Below are 16,908 nucleotides of genomic sequence, written 5' to 3' on the forward strand. Positions count from 1 at the left end.
TTGATTTAAAAAATCCAATTTTATTAATTCCGCTTGGTACAATATTTTTGATTAATATATTCTTAACTAATGTTTCTTCAAAATGGAAATATTATTATCCGAAATTTGATAATCTTCAAAATATTAAAAAGATAAAATATATGAGTATAACGTGGTTGTTTATTTTAAGTATTATTGTTATGTTTTTTATTTTATCTAATAAATATAAAAGTATCTAAATATCAATCAAGAAAATGTCATTCCGACGTTTGGAGGAATCTTAGATTCTTCATTTCACTAACGCTACATTCAGAATGACATTATACAAAAGTCATGTTGAACTCGTTTCAACATCACATCAAAATAAAAAAAAGCAAACTCTCGCTTGCTTTTATATTGTATTCTAGTTATAAAAATTAATTTTGCTTACCGCTTACCGCTTACCGCTTACCGCTTACCGCTTACCGCTTACCGCTTACCGCTTACCGCTTACCGCTTACCGCTTACCGCTTACTTCATCAATTCTTCTGGAATATCACAAATAGGAATCGGAACCATTTTATGTTGATTGATTCGATTTAATCTCGAATAAATTTCGAAAACTTCTTTTTCTCGACCTTCAAATTCATCTGCAGTTTGTCCAGCTTCTTTCGCTTTCATAGCCCATTCCAATTCATCATAGTTTGCACCTAATTGATCTTCATCCGAACGATCATCTCCAAACAAACCATCCGTAGGTTTTGCTTTTTGAATATCTGTATTAATTCCTAAAAACTTTGCAATTTCATATACTTCCGATTTCATCAAATCAGCAATTGGACTCAAATCTACACCGCCATCACCGTATTTCGTATAAAAACCAACGCCAAAATCTTCGACTTTATTTCCTGTTCCCGCTACTAAATAATTATGCAAACCTGCAAAATAATACAATGTTGTCATTCGCAAACGAGAACGTGTATTAGCTAAAGCTAAATTCACTTTATCATTTGTCTCTGTTTTTGGTAAAGCCGAAACCATTGCGTCAAAAGTTGAGGTTAAATCAACTTCTATCGAATCGATTGGCGACGAAAACTTATTTTTTAACCATTCAATATGACGTTTTGCTCTATCCGCTTGATTTTTTTCTTGATGAATTGGCATTTCTAAATTAAGCAAAGGATAACCTGTCATCGCGCAAAGTGTTGAGGTTACAGCCGAATCAATTCCGCCCGAAATTCCAATCACAAAGCCTTTTTGGTGTGCTGTTTCCAAATAATCTTTTAACCAAGTAACAATATATTCTACAACTTTTTCAGTTTGCATAGTTTAATAATTTATTTCAAAGATAGCAGATTATGAAAAAAATTAGGGTTGAAAATACTACCGATTATTTTACTATTTTTGTTAGCTAAATAACCAAGCAATGAAATTTGTATATGGCTTAGCTTTTGCGAGTTTAATTTTATTTACGGCATGCAAAAAAGAGAAATCGTGGGAAGTGGATGTTAAAGAACAAAATGTTCAACTAAACATTCATGATATTAGCCAAGATTTTTTTAACGACTCTATCCCTTTGACGACTTTACGAAAAGATTATCCTTTCTTTTTTGACGCTAAAACAGCGGACGATATTTGGGAAAGTCAACGACGTAATAAAGAAGAATTGAGTATTTATGGACAATCAAGGAAGGTTTTTGGAGATTTTAAACAATTAAATCAAACGTTGACACCAATGTTTCAACGTTACCAATTCTATTTTCCAGAATATAAAATTCCAACTATTTATACCTATTCATCAGGTCTTCAAAATATAGATTATCCTGTGATGTTTAGTCAGCAATCTAGTTTAATGTTTATTGCTATGGATGCATATTTGGGACCGAAAAATAAATTGTATGATAGTATTGGCGTAGAACGATATTTGCGTACAAATTTAGATCTAAATCGTTTACCTTCTCAGGCAGTTGATGCGATTGCGAATGATGTAGTAACATTTAGCCCAAGAAATCAATTATTTATTGATAAGATGATTTACGAAGGAAAAAAACTGATTTTGCAAGATGCTTTGTTAACGGATACGCCAGATGAATATAAAGTAGGTTATACGCCAGAACAAATTCAATGGTGTATTGATAATGAAGGTCAAATTTGGAACTTTTTTGTTGAACAAAATTATGTATTCAGTTCAGATGCTTCGTTAGACAAACGATTTTTAGCATTAAGTCCTTTCTCAAAATTTAATAACGAAATAGAGCAAGATTCTCCAGGTAGAATTGCGGCTTGGATTGGTTTGCAAATTATTCGTCAATACATGAAAGAGAATCCAAAAGTAGAATTAAAAGCGTTGTTAGATGATATGGATGGTCAAAAAATCTTTAAAGATTCTAAATACAAACCAGCTTTAGAAGGGAATAATTTAGCAAATTACACAACAAAAACAATAGATGGTAAAATTTACCATTTTGCGAAATAAACTAATAAGTAGAAGTTATGAGAACAACAAATATTACAGTTGAGATTGAATTGGACGAAAATCACGTGCCAGAAAAAATGACTTGGAATGCACCAGATGGTGGAATTAGCCACGAAGAAACAAAAGCAATGTTGCTTTCTGTTTGGGATGATAAAGCAAAAGAAGCTTTACGTATCGATTTGTGGACAAAAGAAATGACACAAGATGATATGAAACGTTTCTTTCATCAGATATTAATTTCGATGTCGAGCTCTTACGAAAGAGCAACAGAGGAAAAAGAGGTTGCAGAAAGAATTGCTGCTTTTGCAGAAGAATTTGCAATTGCTTCAAAAATTAAAGGTTAAGATTTTAACCAAATAAAAACTTTAAGTCGAATTTCGTAACATTTTGGTTAGAAATTCGACTTATTTTATATCTTTAATTTTCTGACCAGAATAGTCTATGAAACAATTATTTTTTACTTTACTATTTATTACTTCTCTTCCTTCGTTTGCCCAAGAAGAATGGACAATTGAAAAGTGTATTGAATATGCTTCAAGAAATAATTTGACTGTTCAGCAGAATACCATCAACCAAGAAATATTCAATAAAAATTTAGAGTTAACCTACAATGCTTGGTTACCAACGGTTTCGGGTTATGTAGATACTAACTTTACAATCGGAACATATAATCCAACAATAGAAAAGGGATATTATCAATTTGCGCATTCATTTGGCGTACAATCGAGCATTAATATTTATAGTGGTGGAGTTGTTCAATTGAATAAAGATAAAGCTGCTTTAGAATTGGAAGCGTCGAAAGTGCAAACTGCGATGACGATAAATGATATTTCGTTACAAGTTGCAAATTATTATTTAGCAGTTTTATTGAACAAAGAATTGAAGCAAGTTGCAGTAGGGAATTTAACTATTTCTAAACAATTATTGGATCAAAATCAAAAGAAATTTAAAGCTGGAACTGTAGCTCAATCTGTAGTAGCGCAGTCCGAATCTGAAGTTGCGACTAATACAAGAGAAGTTGTAAATGCGCAGATTGAAATAGAGCGAGCGTTGTTTAACCTTGCGATGTTATTGCAATTAAATGATTACAGAAATTTTGCTGTAACAGATGTAAAGATTCCAGACAATGTTACGTCTCAATTGTATAATTTGGAGGATGTTGTGGAAACCGCTTATCAAAATCAGCCTTCTGTAAAATATAGCGAATTACAAATTGATGTTGCAACAAAAGAAACACAAATTGCACGAACATCATTGTTTCCAAAAATAACAGGAACTTTCAATTTTGGGACAAATTATCTACAGTATTTCAACAAGAGATTGCGTCAAGATGCATTCTTAGAACAATTAGGACATAACATAACGGGTGTTTTTGGCGTAGGAGTTTCAATTCCAATTTGGAATCAATATTCGTATAAGATTAATATTCAAAAAGCTTTAATCAACGAAGATTTAGCAAAGGTAGGTTTATTACAATCTAAACAAGATGTGTTGAAAAATGTTCAATCAGCCTATTTCGAAGTCAATAGTTCTTATGCGTCATATGATTCGTCGAAAGAAGCGGTGAAATATGCAAAAATTTCGTACGATTTTGCACAAAAATCGTATAATGCAGGAGTCATTAATCAATATGATTTTAATCGTTCGCGAAACGATATGATGGTTGCAGAATCGCAAATGTTGCAAGCGAAATACAATTACATTTTTAAGCAAAAAGTATTAGATTTCTACGCTGGAGTTCCAATTACGCTGGATTAGAGGTAAGAAATATGAAAAATCTTTATGTTTTTATAAGTGTGTTTCAACTATTTTCTTGTGAAGAGAAACAAAAGATTCATGAAGTTGATTTACCAATAATTAAAGAAAGTGTAATAACAATGAATTACATTTCAAATTATGATTCAATTGTCAATCGAGTAGAGTTGCATGGAGATATTGAAGCTTATTCAGAACTTTTTTATAATTTAAAAGATTCAAATTTTGAAGGAAGGACAGATACTTTAATGTATTATTCAAGAATAATGGCTGAAAAATATAACTATGAAAAAGCATATATTGATTATTTAGATGCAATTACAGAAAAATATGGAATTAATTATAATATTGGAGATTATTCCTCAATTGATATTTCCACACTTAACATGAAAGAGAAGGGTGAAATTATTATTTGGTTGGACAAAATGTTAGTTAGAAATATTATATCTGTTAATCAATACAAAGAAGTTAACATTAAATAACTTCAAATAATATAGAAAAAGTGATGAACTTTTCTTCATATCTGATAGAAAATCATCTTATCAAACATAAATCATCTAATTTTCGTGATGTATCTTTGCAGCATGGCAACAATCTTAAATTTAGAAACTTCAACAAAAAATTGTTCAGTTTCGATTGCTAAAGATGGCGTTCAACTATGTTTGGTTGAAGAAAATGATGAAAATTATGCACATGGTGAAAAGCTAAATCAGTTTGTAGATTGGTGTGTAGAAGGTGCAGAAATTACTTGGAAAGATATCGAGGCAGTTTGTGTCTCAAAAGGTCCTGGCTCTTATACTGGTTTACGTATTGGTGTTTCGTCTGCAAAAGGTTTTGCATATGGTTCTGATATTCCATTGATGGCGATTAATTCGTTGCAAATATTAGCTGAATCTCAATTGAATCAAGAGGTTGATTATATTATTCCAATGATTGATGCGCGTCGTATGGAAGTGTATACGGCTTTGTTTGATAAGCAAGGAAATCAGTTAACAGAAACTGAGGCAAAAGTAATTGACGAAACTTCTTTTGAAGAATTAAAAGGAAAGAAAATTATTTTTGTAGGTGATGGAGCAGAAAAATGTCAAGAAGTTTTAGCACATTTGGATGTTACTTTTATACAAAGTTTTCCATCGGCAAAGGATATGATTCGCGTTTCGGAAGAAAAATTTAATCAAAAATCATTTGAAGATGTTGCGTATTTCGAGCCATATTATCTGAAAGATTTTGTAGCTGGAAAAAAGAAATCTGAATAAAATAAAAAGATATAATTATGAAAAATCTTGTGTTGACAATTGCATCATTGTATGGAATGACTGCGGTTATATTAGGTGCTTTTGGTGCTCATGCATTCAAAAAGTTTTTACCTGACGAAAAATTAGCAAGTTTTGAAGTCGGAGTACGTTACCAAATGTACCACGCAATCGTATTATTAGCTGTTGGGATGTATTTCCAGTTCAATAATAGTTTAGAACGTTCTGCTGCTTGGTGTTTAATTGCCGGAACATTTGTTTTTTCTGTCAGTATCTATTTACTTTCATTTGCAGAGCATTGGAATACAAATCTAAAATTCTTAGGACCAATTACACCACTTGGAGGATTATTCATGATTATTGGTTGGGGATTATTGGCTTGGATTTTTATGAAAGGTAAAATGTAATAACATAAAAAAACCTCTCAAATTTGAGAGGTTTTTTTATGTTATTTATTCGTAATCGTCTTCAGTAAATTCAAATTCTTCGAATGTGCAATTAATTTCGAATGGAATATCTCCATCAGATTCTTCCGCAAAATCTTGTACTTCACCTTTCCAGTTAAGTGTCAAAATTCCTTTTTCATTTACACTAAACGTCAATTCGTTGTTTACGGTTTCGTAATCTTCTTCCGAAACATTTAGCGTTGTGTAATAAACTTCTACAGGTTCACCTTCTTCGTCTTCTTCCTCGGCAAAACCGTAAGGAATCGAAACTTTTTTACCATTTAATTCCTCTACAGATTCTACATCTAACGGAAAGTCGTCGATAAATAAAGAAAGTTGAGGAAATTCATTTTGTAATGAGTCTCCTTCTACATGTTCTAAGTCATCAGTGGAATGTATTTCGACCAATAAACATTTTTTATTGCCTTGAAAAACGACTTTACACAAAGATTTTTCAATATTATAATTAAATGTTTCATCCGGATGGAAGAACTTAATTGTTTTCATTGTTTTGTTAATGTATGTTATTAATTATGAGTACGAATATAATTAAGTTCAATTAATTATCACAAAAAATAGTTGAGAAATTATTATTTTTCTGAAACAAAATAAAAAAGCCATCTATCAAGGATAAATGGCTTCTATAATTTTTGTACAATTTATTAGATTATTTTGCAGCTTCTTCAGTTGCAGCAGCTGGTTTAGCTGTTAAATCTACTTGTAATAAAACTTCGTCTTTGATGATAGATCCACCTGCACCAGTGAAAGCAATTCCGAAATCTTTACGGTTAATTCCGAATTCTTCAGATTTGATTGTAACACCATTCGCATCAACAGTTACATTAGCTTTGAAAGTAACATTTTTAGGAACTCCGCGGAAGTCTAAGTTTCCAGAAATTTCTGAATTGTAATCTCCTCCTTCTAAAGCTTTAACTCCTGTAATTTCGAAAGTTGCAGTTGGGAATTTTTCAACGTCTAAGAAATCAGCAGATTTTAAATGTCCATCCAATTTTCCTTTGCTTTCTGCATCAGCATCTAAATCTTTTGATTCGAATGTAGCAAAATCAGCAACAAATTTACCTGATTCTAATACTCCATTATTTACTTTTACAGAACCTTCTTTTAATTTTACAACTCCGTAGTGTCCTTCTTCTGGTTTGTTGATATCGTCAAAAGTTTTTCCACCTTTCCAGTTAACAACAGATGTAGCTGTGTCTACAGAAAATTCAGCAGCACCTTCAGTTGCAGTAGCTCCTTCTTGAGCTTCAGTTGCAGCTTTAGTTTCAGTTTTTCCTCCACAAGATGTTAATGCAACAGCAGAAACAACAGCTAATCCTAAAAATAATTTTTTCATATCTCTTTTTTTAATTTTTTTTACAAAACTATCATATAAATTGATAGTAGGTATTGATTTATATCAATAAATGAAATGATTCATCAATTATTTAATATTGAATAATTCTAAATACCTTAGCCAAAAATAAGAAAATTTATTCAATCGTGCTAAACGTAAAACAACTCAGTTACAATTATCCAGATTTCGAAGAAAAGGTACTCGATCAAATTAACTTTGAAGTGAACAAAGGAGAAGTGATTAGTATTATTGGTGAAAGTGGAAGTGGAAAATCTACTTTACTAAAGTTGATTTATGGTTTATTCGATTTTGATGAAGGAGAAATTTTTTATCACACAAAAAAATTGCGTGGTCCTGCTTATAATATCATTCCAGGTCATAAAATGATGAAATATGTAGCGCAAGATTATGATTTATTAGACTTCGTTACAGTTGGTGAAAATGTAGGAAAATTCCTGAGTAATTTTGATTTAGAGCTAAAACAAAAACAAATAGACGAAGCGTTAAATGTGGTAGAAATGTTAGAATTTAAACATATTTTACCGAACAAATTAAGTGGAGGTCAACGTCAGCGCGTTTCTATTGCAAGAGCTTTGGCGCAACAACCAGAAATTTTGTTGTTAGACGAACCTTTTTCTAATCTCGATCAAACATTAAAGTTGACTATTCGAGAAAAAATTATGGATTGGTGTAAAGAGCATCAAATAACTGTAATTTTTACGACACACGATTTGAATGATGCATTTTATACGTCTGATAAAATTTTGGTGTTACAGAATGGAAAAATGATTCAGTTTGATGAGGTAGAAAATGTGCGCGAATTTCCTGCGACAGAATATGTAGCAAAACTTTTTGGCTATGTAAATGTAATTGATGGAAATAATATGCTAAAGTTTGAATATCCAACTACGGTTAATAAAATTAATGGAATAGGAATTATTTATCCAGAAGGATTAGAGATTGACGACAATGGTGAAATGGAAGGAATAGTTATTAATAGTAAATTTCAAGGTCGAGATTATTTGATTCTATTTTCTTATAGAAACTTGGAGTTATATGCTTATTATGACTTTAAACTTGAAAAAGGAACTGTAATCAAATTTAATTTAAGATCATACTCAATAATATAGAAAAAAAGCGAAATTCTAACTTCGAATTTCGCTTTTCTTATTACTATTTATTCAACAAGAAATCTAAAACTTCTGTTGTGAAATCTTTCGGATTTTCGGCATGTAACCAATGTCCTGCATTTGCAATTTTCTTGATTTCTGCATTTGGAAAACGCTCTTTAATAATCATTTCATCTTCTGGCATGATATAATTTGATTTTGCGCCACCCAAAAATAAAGTCGGTCCATCAAATTCGCCTTTCAGCAATTCAGAACCAATCATTTCTTGGTAAAATTTCTCCAAAATAGCTAAATTGAATCGAAATGCGTATTTTCCATTATCAGCATGATAGACGTTTTTCAATAAAAATTGACGAACTCCAATTTCTGGGATATATTCTTCCAATGTTTTTTCTACATCTTTTCGAGTTTCAACTTGATCAAAATCGACAGATTTCAATGCTTTGAAAATCGCATTATGATGAGGTTGATAGGCTTTTGGTGCCATGTCAGCTACAATCAAATGATCTAAACGATTTTGATGAATCATCGCAAAATCAATCACAATTCTTCCTCCAAGTGAATGTCCTAATAAATGCGCTTTTTCGATAGAATTTGCATCCATATAATTGACAATATCTTGCGTCATCGCAGCTAAAGAAGAATCTTCGTTGTGGAAACTACGTCCATGATTGCGCAAATCAATTAAATGTGTTGTAAAATATTCGCCAAAATGTTTTCCTAATGTGCTCCAATTATCTAATTGTCCAAACAGACCATGAAAAACCAATAAATGTTTTTCACCAGAGCCTACAATTTTACTATGTAAGATTTCTGCCATTTTCTACAAATTTGCTAATTCAATTTTACGTAAATAAGCTTGAATTGTATTTTCTAAACCTAAATATAGAGCCTCTGAAATTAACGCGTGACCAATTGAAACTTCTGAAATTTGTGGAATTTCACGAATAAAATATTCGATATTATCTAAACTCAAATCGTGTCCAGCATTTACAGCTAAACCATTTTCGATGGCTAATTTTGCAGTTTCTTTATATGGATTGATTGCTTCAAGATTTCCTAAACCAAATTGTGTTGCAAATTCTTCTGTATACAACTCGATTCGATCAGCACCAGTTTTAGCAGCAGCTTCTACCAAAGCAGGGTTTGGATCTAAGAAAATAGATGTTCTGATTCCAGCTTCTTTAAAAGTCTTAATCACATCAGTTAAATAATCAAAATGCTTTATCGTGTCCCAACCAGCATTCGATGTAATTGCATCTTCTGCGTCTGGAACTAAGGTAACTTGTTCTGGTTTTGAGTTTAAAACCAATTCCATAAAACTATCAACAGGTTTTCCTTCGATATTAAATTCTGTCGTAACAACAGGTTTCAAATCATACACATCTTGGTAACGAATATGACGTTCGTCTGGACGTGGATGAATCGTAATTCCTTGCCCTCCGAATTCTTGAATTTTGATTGCCGCTTCTACAAGATTTGGCGTATTGCCACCACGCGCATTACGAATAGTGGCAATTTTATTTATATTAACACTTAATTTAGTCATGATTTTATATTATAATTTTTTAATATCAGAAAGCGAAATGCTTTGCATAATTTCTAAGTCAAATTTACGACAAGCAGTTAATAAATGGTCGAAAATATCAGATTGAATTCTTTCGAATTCTAAATTATTAGCCGAAGTAGTAAAACATCCAATTTCTAAAGGCATTCCGAGTGGCGAAACGGGTAATTGTTTCACCATAATTGAATCATTCTGAGAAACAGTTTTTAAACTCTTTAAATAGTTTTCAACATATATTCTAAACACACCAATATTCGTTAAGTTTTTTCCATTGATATCAAGGTCAGAATTTTCGATATTTTGATTAAAAATTGAAATTTCGTAACGTTTTTGTTGAATATAATGATGAATTAAAGTAATATTTTCGAAACGATTTAACATTTCTTCATCACAAAATTTAAACGAATTTACATTAAATGAAACCGAACGTTTTATTTGTCGAGTTCCTGTTGCTAGCATTGCCATGTGGTTGGTGACTTGCGAAGAAACCAAATCGACTGTTGGTACAGTTGCAATAGATTTGTCGAACTTTTCTATTTTTACTAAGTTAATATTAATTTCTTTTACAGTTCCTTCTATATCTCCTTTAGAAATGGTAATCCAGTCGCCAACTTTTACAATTTTAGAATAAGAGATTTGTAAACCAGAAACAAAGCCAAAAATAGCATCACGAAAAATTAATAAAACTGCTGCTGTTAGTGCTCCAAGAACAGTTATAATTGTGTTTTTGTCAACAGTAAACAAAATCATTATTCCTGAAATAATAGAGAAAAATGTGATGATAAATTTCAACATTTGTCCAAAAGTTCGCACACCAATTGTTGTATAACTATTTTCTTCGTTGTACACATCGATAATTGTATTGATGACTCTGAAAATAAGTTGAGTAAAGACAATAAGTGAAATAAGTTGAGTTATACGTTGAACGACATAAAAAATATTGCCATCATCTTTGAATAAAATAACATTCATACTTAGTGCGAAACTGATTGGTATAAGATGAATAGTAGATACAAAGACTTTGTTTTTGTATAAAAATTTTAGCCAATCATTTTCTGTGAAATTCTTTAGTTTCTTTAGAAGTGGAAGTATAATTGCTCTTAGCACAAAATCTAAAATAAAAAGAATAGCTATCCACGCAACAATTTCTAAAAAAGTGAAAAGATTTTCGGATAAATCAATTTTAAAATGTTGATTGAAAAAATATTTTACACCATCAGAAAATTCTTCATAAAAAGATTTATCTTGCATAAGCTGTTAATTGAGTTGAAATAGATTTGTTTGTACAAAGTTACAGTTTTAAAAATATTATAAATAATGGATAATGATAGTATACTAAATCTTATAAGTGGAATTTTACTGATTGTTGGCTTAGTTGGTACGGTTTTACCCGTTTTACCAGGAGCTCCTTTGGCTTTGGTTGGATTGTTGGTGTTTAAATTTAGTGGCGATTGCAGTTACAATTGGGGAACGATAATTATTGCAGGACTTTTTGTTTTGATCGGTGCTCTGCTAGATTATTTGTTGCCTGCTTATATGACCAAAAAATTAGGAGGGACCAAATATGGAATTTGGGGTTCTATTGTTGGTTTAATTATTGGATTATTTTTCCCACCAATTGGTTTTATTTTAGGTCCATTTCTTGGTGCGTTATTAGGAGAATTAATTTTTAGCGCAGCCACACCAAAAGTAGCTTTAAAATCAGCATTTGGTTCATTCGTAGGATTTATTTTAACAACAGGTTACGATATTATATTAACATTAATATTTATCGGAATATTTGTTTACCAATTGATGAATTAATCAGATTAAATGATTGAAATTAGGTCAATAAAAAAAAATGACCTATATTTGCAGAGAATTTAAAGAAATAAATGGAGGAGGGCTGGTTATAGCTCTCTTTTTCGTTGTATATGGATTCAAGTAAAGTAAAACAGCTGATAGACGAAGCGATCGCGGAAAATCCGTCATTGTTTCTAATCGATTGGAGAATCACTCCTGATGATAAAATTATCATTTTAGCAGATGGGGATGAAGGTCTTTCAGTCGAAGAAATTGTAAGAATAAGCCGATATGTAGAGCACAATCTTGATAGAGAAGAGTGTGATTTTGCATTAGAGGTTTCTTCTCCTGGAGTAGGTAGTAACATAACTATACCTCGTCAATTTGCCAAAAATATAGGTCGAACTTTAGAAGTGACTTTAAATGACAAAGTGATGGAAGGTGAAATTGTAGAAACCGATGAAGAAGGTGTAACAATTTTTTGGGAAGCACGCGAACCAAAACCTTTAGGAAAAGGAAAAATTACAGTAGAACACGAAGAAAAAATAAATTACGCTGACATCAAGAAAGCGATTATAAAAGTCACCTTTTAAAAAATTAAAGTTTAATGGACAATCTTGCATTAATTGAATCTTTTGGAGATTTTAAAGACGATAAGAACATCGACCGTATTACGCTTATGGCCATCTTAGAAGAAACCCTAAAAAGTGTTTTGAAAAAGAAATATGGTACTGATGATAACTTTGATATTATTGTAAATCCTGATAAAGGAGACTTAGAGATTTGGCACAACCGTATCGTTGTAGAAGACGGTTTTTCTGAAGACGATGCAACAGATATTGAATTATCTGAAGCACGTAAAATAGAGCCAGATTTCGAAGTAGGTGAAGAAGTATCGGAAAAAATTCCGATTGAAGCATTAGGTCGTCGTGCAATTTTAACTTTACGCCAAACATTGGTGTCAAAAGTAATGGAGCATGATAACTCTAATTTATACGAGAAATTTAAAGGATTAATTGGAGAAGTTGTTACAGGAGAGATTCATTATGTGCGTCACAAACAAGTGATTATCATTGATGATGAACAAAATGAAATGATTTTACCAAAAGAAAATCAAATACCATCAGATTTTTTTAGAAAAGGAGATACATTACGTGCTGTCGTAGATGATGTAAAATTAAGAGGAGCAAAACCTCAAATTATTTTATCTAGAACATCACCAAAATTCTTAGAGAAATTATTTGAACAAGAAATTCCAGAAATTTTAGACGGATTAATTACAATCAAAAATGTAGTTCGTATCCCTGGAGATAAAGCAAAAGTAGCAGTAGAATCTTACGACGATCGTATCGATCCAGTAGGAGCTTGTGTTGGAATGAAAGGATCTCGTATCCACTCTATTGTTCGTGAATTACGTAACGAAAACATCGACGTAATTAACTACACAAATAATTTAAGTTTATATATTCAACGTGCTTTAAACCCAGCTAAAATATCGAATATAGAAATTAACGAAGAAGAAAACAAAGCCTTAGTTTACGTAAACGCAGACGAAGTATCGAAAGCAATTGGTAAAGGTGGATACAATGTTCGTTTAGCTTCTAAATTAGTTGGAATGGAAATTGATATTTTCAGAGAAGGAGCCCAAGACGAAGATGTAGAATTATCAGAATTCTCAGACGAAATCGATGCATGGGTAATCGAAGCATTTAGTGCTATCGGGTTAGATACTGCCAAAAGTATTTTAGAACAGGATGTAGATGACTTAATCAAGCGTACGGATTTAGAAGAAGAGACAATCTTAGACGTTATCCGTGTCTTAAAAGAAGAGTTTGAAGATTAATTCATACTCAAGTCATAAACAATTCATACATTTGCAAAATTAAAAATAAGAGATTAGCTTCATATGTCGGAAACAATAAGATTAAGTAAAGTATTAAAAGAATTAAATATATCAATAGATAGAGCTGTTGATTTTTTAGAAGGGAAAGGACAAACTGTGGACAAAAACCCAAACTATAAAATCGATGTGCCGACTTATGATATTTTAGTTAATGAGTTCCGATCTGATGCTAAACAAAAGCAAGCTTCCGGTGAAGTAGTCATTAACAAAATTTCGGATATAAAAGCTGCTGAGAAGAAAGAAGCAGAAGCAAAAGCTGCAACTGAAAAACCAGTAGAAAAGAAACCAGAAATTATAGAAACGACGAAAGTTGAATTGGAAGGTCCAAAGACTGTTGGTAAAATAGACTTAGATGCACTAAAACCAAAAGCCAAAGACGTAAAAACGGAGGTGAAGGAAGAAGTGAAAAAAGAAGAAATCAAGAAAGAAGAAGCTCCAAAAGCTGAACCAAAAACAGAATCAAAAGAGGAAGTAAAAGGTCCGAAAGTGATTAAAGTGATTGATCTTGATAAAATAAATAATACAGGTAAACCTAAAAAACAAGATTCTCCAGCTCCTAAAAAAGAGCAAGCAGAACCTAAAAAGGCGGAAGCACCGAAGGCGGAAGTTAAAAAAGAGGTGAAGAAAGAAGAACCTAAAAAGGTGGAAGAGGTTAAAAAGCCTGAAGTAAAAACGGAAGCGAAGCCTGAAGTGAAGAAAGAAGAAATTGAAGAAGTAGCAGCAGTAGAACCTCAAAAAATTGAAACTGTCTACACAAAATTAGACGGACCTAATTTTACAGGAGCAAAGATTGACTTATCTAAATTTGATAAGAAAAAACCTGACGATAAGAAAGGGAATCAAAAAGGTGGAAATAACGCTGCTGATAAGAAAAAGCGCAAACGTATCCAGAAAAACGTTAAACCAGAAGATGTAGCAAAAGCTGGTGAGAACGGTGGAAACAATAACAATCGTCAAGGTGGAAATAACAACCACGGAGGAGGAAATAATAACAACCGTCAAGGAGGAAACAACAACCACGGAGGAAATAATAACAACCGTCAAGGACAAGGTGGTGGAAATCGCCAAGGAGGACAAGGTGGTGGAAATCGTCCAGCTGGTCAAGGAGGAAATCGTCAAGGAGGACAAGGTGGTGGAAACTTTAGAGGTGGAAACAACCGTGGACCAAGAGTACCTCAAGTAGAGCTTTCTGACGAAGATGTTAAAAAACAAATTAAAGACACTTTAGATAAACTTACCAATAAAGGAAAGGGATCTAAAGGGGCTAAACACAGAAGAGATAAACGTAAAGAACGTCGTGAGTTTGCTGAGCAAGAGCAAGAAGCAATGGACATGGACAAAACTTTACATGTAACAGAGTTTGTAACAGTTAACGAATTAGCATCGTTAATGGATGTTTCTGTTACAGAAGTTATTTCAGCTTGTATGTCATTGGGAATCATGGTTACCATGAACCAACGTCTTGAAGCAGATACAATTCAATTAGTTGCTGATGATTTCGGTTTCGAAGCAGAATTTGCTAACGCAGAAGAAGAAATCTCAACTGAAGAAGAAGAAATCGATAACGAAGAAGATTTAGTAACTCGTGCACCAATCGTAACTGTAATGGGACACGTTGACCACGGTAAAACATCTTTATTAGATTATGTTCGTAAAGCGAATGTAATTGCAGGTGAGTCTGGAGGTATTACACAACATATTGGTGCGTACAACGTAACATTACCAAGCGGTAAACGTGTAGCATTTTTAGATACACCAGGTCACGAAGCCTTTACAGCGATGCGTGCTCGTGGTGCTCAGGTAACGGATATTGCAATTATTGTGATTGCTGCCGATGACCAAATCATGCCACAAACACGTGAGGCTATTTCTCACGCTCAAGCAGCAGGTGTACCAATGGTATTTGCGATCAATAAAGTAGATAAACCAGCGGCTAATCCAGAAAAAGTAAAAGAGCAATTAGCTCAAATGAACTTATTAGTAGAAGATTGGGGAGGAACTTATCAATCTCAAGAAATTTCTGCTAAATCTGGTTTAGGTGTTGATGATTTATTAGAAAAAGTTTTATTAGAAGCTGAAGTATTAGATCTTAAAGCAAATCCAAAACGTAAAGCATCTGGTACAGTTGTAGAAGCTGCATTAGATAAAGGACGTGGATACGTTTCAACAATTATTGTACAAACAGGGACATTACATATTGGAGATTATGTTTTAGCAGGATCTCACCACGGTAAAGTACGTGCAATGTTAGATGAGCGTGGAAACAATATCAAAGTTGCAGGTCCATCTACACCAGTTACAATTTTAGGTTTAGCAGGTGCGCCAACAGCAGGTGATAAGTTTAAAGTTTTTGAAGATGAACGCGAAGCGAAACAAATTGCATCTCGTAGAGATCAATTACAACGTGAGCAAACTATTCGTACTCAAAAACACATCACACTTGATGAGATTGGACGTCGTATTGCTTTAGGAGATTTCAAAGAATTAAATATTATCTTGAAAGGAGACGTGGATGGTTCTGTAGAAGCATTAACAGATTCATTACAAAAGCTTTCAACAGAAGAGATTATCGTAAATATCTTACACAAAGGAGTTGGGCAAATTACAGAATCTGACGTATTGTTAGCATCTGCATCAGATGCGATTATTATCGGATTTAACGTTCGTCCTGGAGTTTCTGCTCGTGATATTGCAGATAAAGAAGAAGTTGAAATTAGAACTTATTCTATTATCTATGCAGCTATCGAAGAGATCAAAGAAGCGATGGAAGGTATGTTATCTCCAGAGTTGAAAGAGCAGGTAACAGGTAATATTGAGGTTCGTGAAACATTTAAAGTAACTAAAGTTGGTACTATTGCAGGATGTATGGTAATTGATGGTAAAGTTTACAGAAACTCTAAAATCCGTATTATTCGTGATGGTGTTGTAATCCACGAAGGTGAATTAGCTTCATTAAAACGTTTCAAAGACGATGTAAAAGAAGTAAACAAAGGTTATGAATGTGGTCTTAATATCAAAAACTTCAATGATATTCAAGTAGGTGATATTATCGAAGCATACGAAACAATCGAAGTTAAAAAGAAATTGAAATAATCAATTTTGTATAAATAATTTAAAAGGAGCTCAATTTGAGCTCCTTTTTTTATGAATTAACTTTTATATCAATTAATACTCTACTTGTTTAGTAGAATTAAATTCTAAGATATACTATCTTTCTAGAATAATATTTGCATTTAACAGTTAATTAAAGTTTTCTTTTATTTTATTTAAAATAGACTTGTTTT

At 32.4% G+C, this 16,908-nt stretch carries 17 protein-coding genes; 11 read left to right on the forward strand and 6 right to left on the reverse strand.

Annotation, left to right across the window (positions count from 1 at the left end):
* Positions 1-489 precede the first annotated feature (489 nt).
* A complete protein-coding gene (gene nadE / locus AC2I98_RS12675) occupies positions 490-1,284 on the reverse strand; it encodes an NAD(+) synthase (protein WP_486412029.1) in 795 nt (264 codons plus the stop codon).
* A 100-nt stretch (positions 1,285-1,384) separates the two neighbouring features.
* On the opposite strand from nadE, the gene gldB reads away from it, so the two are divergent.
* The 6 genes from gldB (at position 1,385) to AC2I98_RS12705 (ending at position 5,849) form a co-directional block, all read left to right on the forward strand.
* Positions 1,385-2,434, forward strand: a complete 1,050-nt coding sequence (gene gldB / locus AC2I98_RS12680) for a gliding motility lipoprotein GldB (protein ID WP_486412030.1) — start codon at positions 1,385-1,387, stop codon at positions 2,432-2,434.
* 17 nt (positions 2,435-2,451) lie between these two features.
* The gene (gldC, locus tag AC2I98_RS12685; RefSeq protein WP_038335027.1) at positions 2,452-2,778 is read left to right on the forward strand and encodes a gliding motility protein GldC; all 327 of its coding nucleotides are present in this window, start codon (positions 2,452-2,454) and stop codon (positions 2,776-2,778) included.
* A gap of 97 nt (positions 2,779-2,875) precedes the next feature.
* Entirely contained in the window at positions 2,876-4,192 is a 1,317-nt protein-coding gene (locus tag AC2I98_RS12690) for a TolC family protein (protein ID WP_486412031.1), read from the forward strand.
* 11 nt (positions 4,193-4,203) lie between these two features.
* On the forward strand, positions 4,204-4,671 hold the full coding sequence (locus AC2I98_RS12695) for a hypothetical protein (protein WP_486412032.1): 468 nt from the start codon (positions 4,204-4,206) through the stop codon (positions 4,669-4,671).
* Between the two features lie 102 nt (positions 4,672-4,773).
* The gene (gene tsaB / locus AC2I98_RS12700; protein WP_486412033.1) at positions 4,774-5,445 is read left to right on the forward strand and encodes a tRNA (adenosine(37)-N6)-threonylcarbamoyltransferase complex dimerization subunit type 1 TsaB; all 672 of its coding nucleotides are present in this window, start codon (positions 4,774-4,776) and stop codon (positions 5,443-5,445) included.
* A gap of 17 nt (positions 5,446-5,462) precedes the next feature.
* Positions 5,463-5,849, forward strand: coding sequence for a DUF423 domain-containing protein (locus tag AC2I98_RS12705; RefSeq protein WP_486412034.1), 387 nt, complete (start codon positions 5,463-5,465; stop codon positions 5,847-5,849).
* Positions 5,850-5,894: 45 nt separating this feature from the next.
* On the opposite strand, the gene AC2I98_RS12710 is transcribed toward AC2I98_RS12705, so the two are convergent.
* On the reverse strand, positions 5,895-6,395 hold the full coding sequence (locus AC2I98_RS12710; RefSeq protein ID WP_486412035.1) for a hypothetical protein: 501 nt from the start codon (positions 6,393-6,395) through the stop codon (positions 5,895-5,897).
* Positions 6,396-6,555: 160 nt separating this feature from the next.
* Positions 6,556-7,242, reverse strand: a complete 687-nt coding sequence (locus AC2I98_RS12715; RefSeq protein WP_486412036.1) for a YceI family protein — start codon at positions 7,240-7,242, stop codon at positions 6,556-6,558.
* Between the two features lie 146 nt (positions 7,243-7,388).
* Between AC2I98_RS12715 and AC2I98_RS12720 the strand changes: the two genes are divergently transcribed.
* Positions 7,389-8,372, forward strand: a complete 984-nt coding sequence (locus AC2I98_RS12720) for an ABC transporter ATP-binding protein (protein WP_486412037.1) — start codon at positions 7,389-7,391, stop codon at positions 8,370-8,372.
* A gap of 43 nt (positions 8,373-8,415) precedes the next feature.
* On the opposite strand, the gene AC2I98_RS12725 is transcribed toward AC2I98_RS12720, so the two are convergent.
* From AC2I98_RS12725 to AC2I98_RS12735, 3 genes are read right to left on the reverse strand one after another with little or no spacing between them, the layout of a single operon-like run.
* On the reverse strand, positions 8,416-9,192 hold the full coding sequence (locus AC2I98_RS12725) for an alpha/beta fold hydrolase (protein ID WP_486412038.1): 777 nt from the start codon (positions 9,190-9,192) through the stop codon (positions 8,416-8,418).
* Positions 9,193-9,195: 3 nt separating this feature from the next.
* The gene (locus AC2I98_RS12730; RefSeq protein ID WP_486412039.1) at positions 9,196-9,921 is read right to left on the reverse strand and encodes a pyridoxine 5'-phosphate synthase; all 726 of its coding nucleotides are present in this window, start codon (positions 9,919-9,921) and stop codon (positions 9,196-9,198) included.
* Between the two features lie 9 nt (positions 9,922-9,930).
* The gene (locus AC2I98_RS12735) at positions 9,931-11,190 is read right to left on the reverse strand and encodes a mechanosensitive ion channel family protein (RefSeq protein ID WP_486412040.1); all 1,260 of its coding nucleotides are present in this window, start codon (positions 11,188-11,190) and stop codon (positions 9,931-9,933) included.
* A 66-nt stretch (positions 11,191-11,256) separates the two neighbouring features.
* Between AC2I98_RS12735 and AC2I98_RS12740 the strand changes: the two genes are divergently transcribed.
* From AC2I98_RS12740 to infB, 4 genes are all read left to right on the forward strand, one after another.
* The gene (locus AC2I98_RS12740) at positions 11,257-11,742 is read left to right on the forward strand and encodes a DUF456 domain-containing protein (protein WP_486412041.1); all 486 of its coding nucleotides are present in this window, start codon (positions 11,257-11,259) and stop codon (positions 11,740-11,742) included.
* A gap of 110 nt (positions 11,743-11,852) precedes the next feature.
* Positions 11,853-12,314, forward strand: coding sequence for a ribosome assembly cofactor RimP (gene rimP, locus AC2I98_RS12745; RefSeq protein ID WP_486412042.1), 462 nt, complete (start codon positions 11,853-11,855; stop codon positions 12,312-12,314).
* A 14-nt stretch (positions 12,315-12,328) separates the two neighbouring features.
* A complete protein-coding gene (nusA, locus tag AC2I98_RS12750) occupies positions 12,329-13,564 on the forward strand; it encodes a transcription termination factor NusA (protein ID WP_486412043.1) in 1,236 nt (411 codons plus the stop codon).
* A 63-nt stretch (positions 13,565-13,627) separates the two neighbouring features.
* A complete protein-coding gene (infB, locus tag AC2I98_RS12755; protein WP_486412044.1) occupies positions 13,628-16,717 on the forward strand; it encodes a translation initiation factor IF-2 in 3,090 nt (1,029 codons plus the stop codon).
* Positions 16,718-16,908: the final 191 nt, after the last annotated feature.

Source organism: Empedobacter sp. EJD.6dd (assembly GCF_057369435.1).

Excerpts from the sequence above, each read along its gene's own strand:
- nadE (WP_486412029.1), bottom strand. The coding sequence starts at position 1,284 with ATGCAAACTGAAAAAGTTGTAGAATATATTGTTACTTGGTTAAAAGAT.
- gldB (WP_486412030.1), top strand. The coding sequence starts at position 1,385 with ATGAAATTTGTATATGGCTTAGCTTTTGCGAGTTTAATTTTATTTACG.
- gldC (WP_038335027.1), top strand. The coding sequence starts at position 2,452 with ATGAGAACAACAAATATTACAGTTGAGATTGAATTGGACGAAAATCAC.
- AC2I98_RS12690 (WP_486412031.1), top strand. The coding sequence starts at position 2,876 with ATGAAACAATTATTTTTTACTTTACTATTTATTACTTCTCTTCCTTCG.
- AC2I98_RS12695 (WP_486412032.1), top strand. The coding sequence starts at position 4,204 with ATGAAAAATCTTTATGTTTTTATAAGTGTGTTTCAACTATTTTCTTGT.
- tsaB (WP_486412033.1), top strand. The coding sequence starts at position 4,774 with ATGGCAACAATCTTAAATTTAGAAACTTCAACAAAAAATTGTTCAGTT.
- AC2I98_RS12705 (WP_486412034.1), top strand. The coding sequence starts at position 5,463 with ATGAAAAATCTTGTGTTGACAATTGCATCATTGTATGGAATGACTGCG.
- AC2I98_RS12710 (WP_486412035.1), bottom strand. The coding sequence starts at position 6,395 with ATGAAAACAATTAAGTTCTTCCATCCGGATGAAACATTTAATTATAAT.
- AC2I98_RS12715 (WP_486412036.1), bottom strand. The coding sequence starts at position 7,242 with ATGAAAAAATTATTTTTAGGATTAGCTGTTGTTTCTGCTGTTGCATTA.
- AC2I98_RS12725 (WP_486412038.1), bottom strand. The coding sequence starts at position 9,192 with ATGGCAGAAATCTTACATAGTAAAATTGTAGGCTCTGGTGAAAAACAT.
- AC2I98_RS12730 (WP_486412039.1), bottom strand. The coding sequence starts at position 9,921 with ATGACTAAATTAAGTGTTAATATAAATAAAATTGCCACTATTCGTAAT.
- AC2I98_RS12735 (WP_486412040.1), bottom strand. The coding sequence starts at position 11,190 with ATGCAAGATAAATCTTTTTATGAAGAATTTTCTGATGGTGTAAAATAT.
- AC2I98_RS12740 (WP_486412041.1), top strand. The coding sequence starts at position 11,257 with ATGGATAATGATAGTATACTAAATCTTATAAGTGGAATTTTACTGATT.
- rimP (WP_486412042.1), top strand. The coding sequence starts at position 11,853 with ATGGATTCAAGTAAAGTAAAACAGCTGATAGACGAAGCGATCGCGGAA.
- nusA (WP_486412043.1), top strand. The coding sequence starts at position 12,329 with ATGGACAATCTTGCATTAATTGAATCTTTTGGAGATTTTAAAGACGAT.
- infB (WP_486412044.1), top strand. The coding sequence starts at position 13,628 with ATGTCGGAAACAATAAGATTAAGTAAAGTATTAAAAGAATTAAATATA.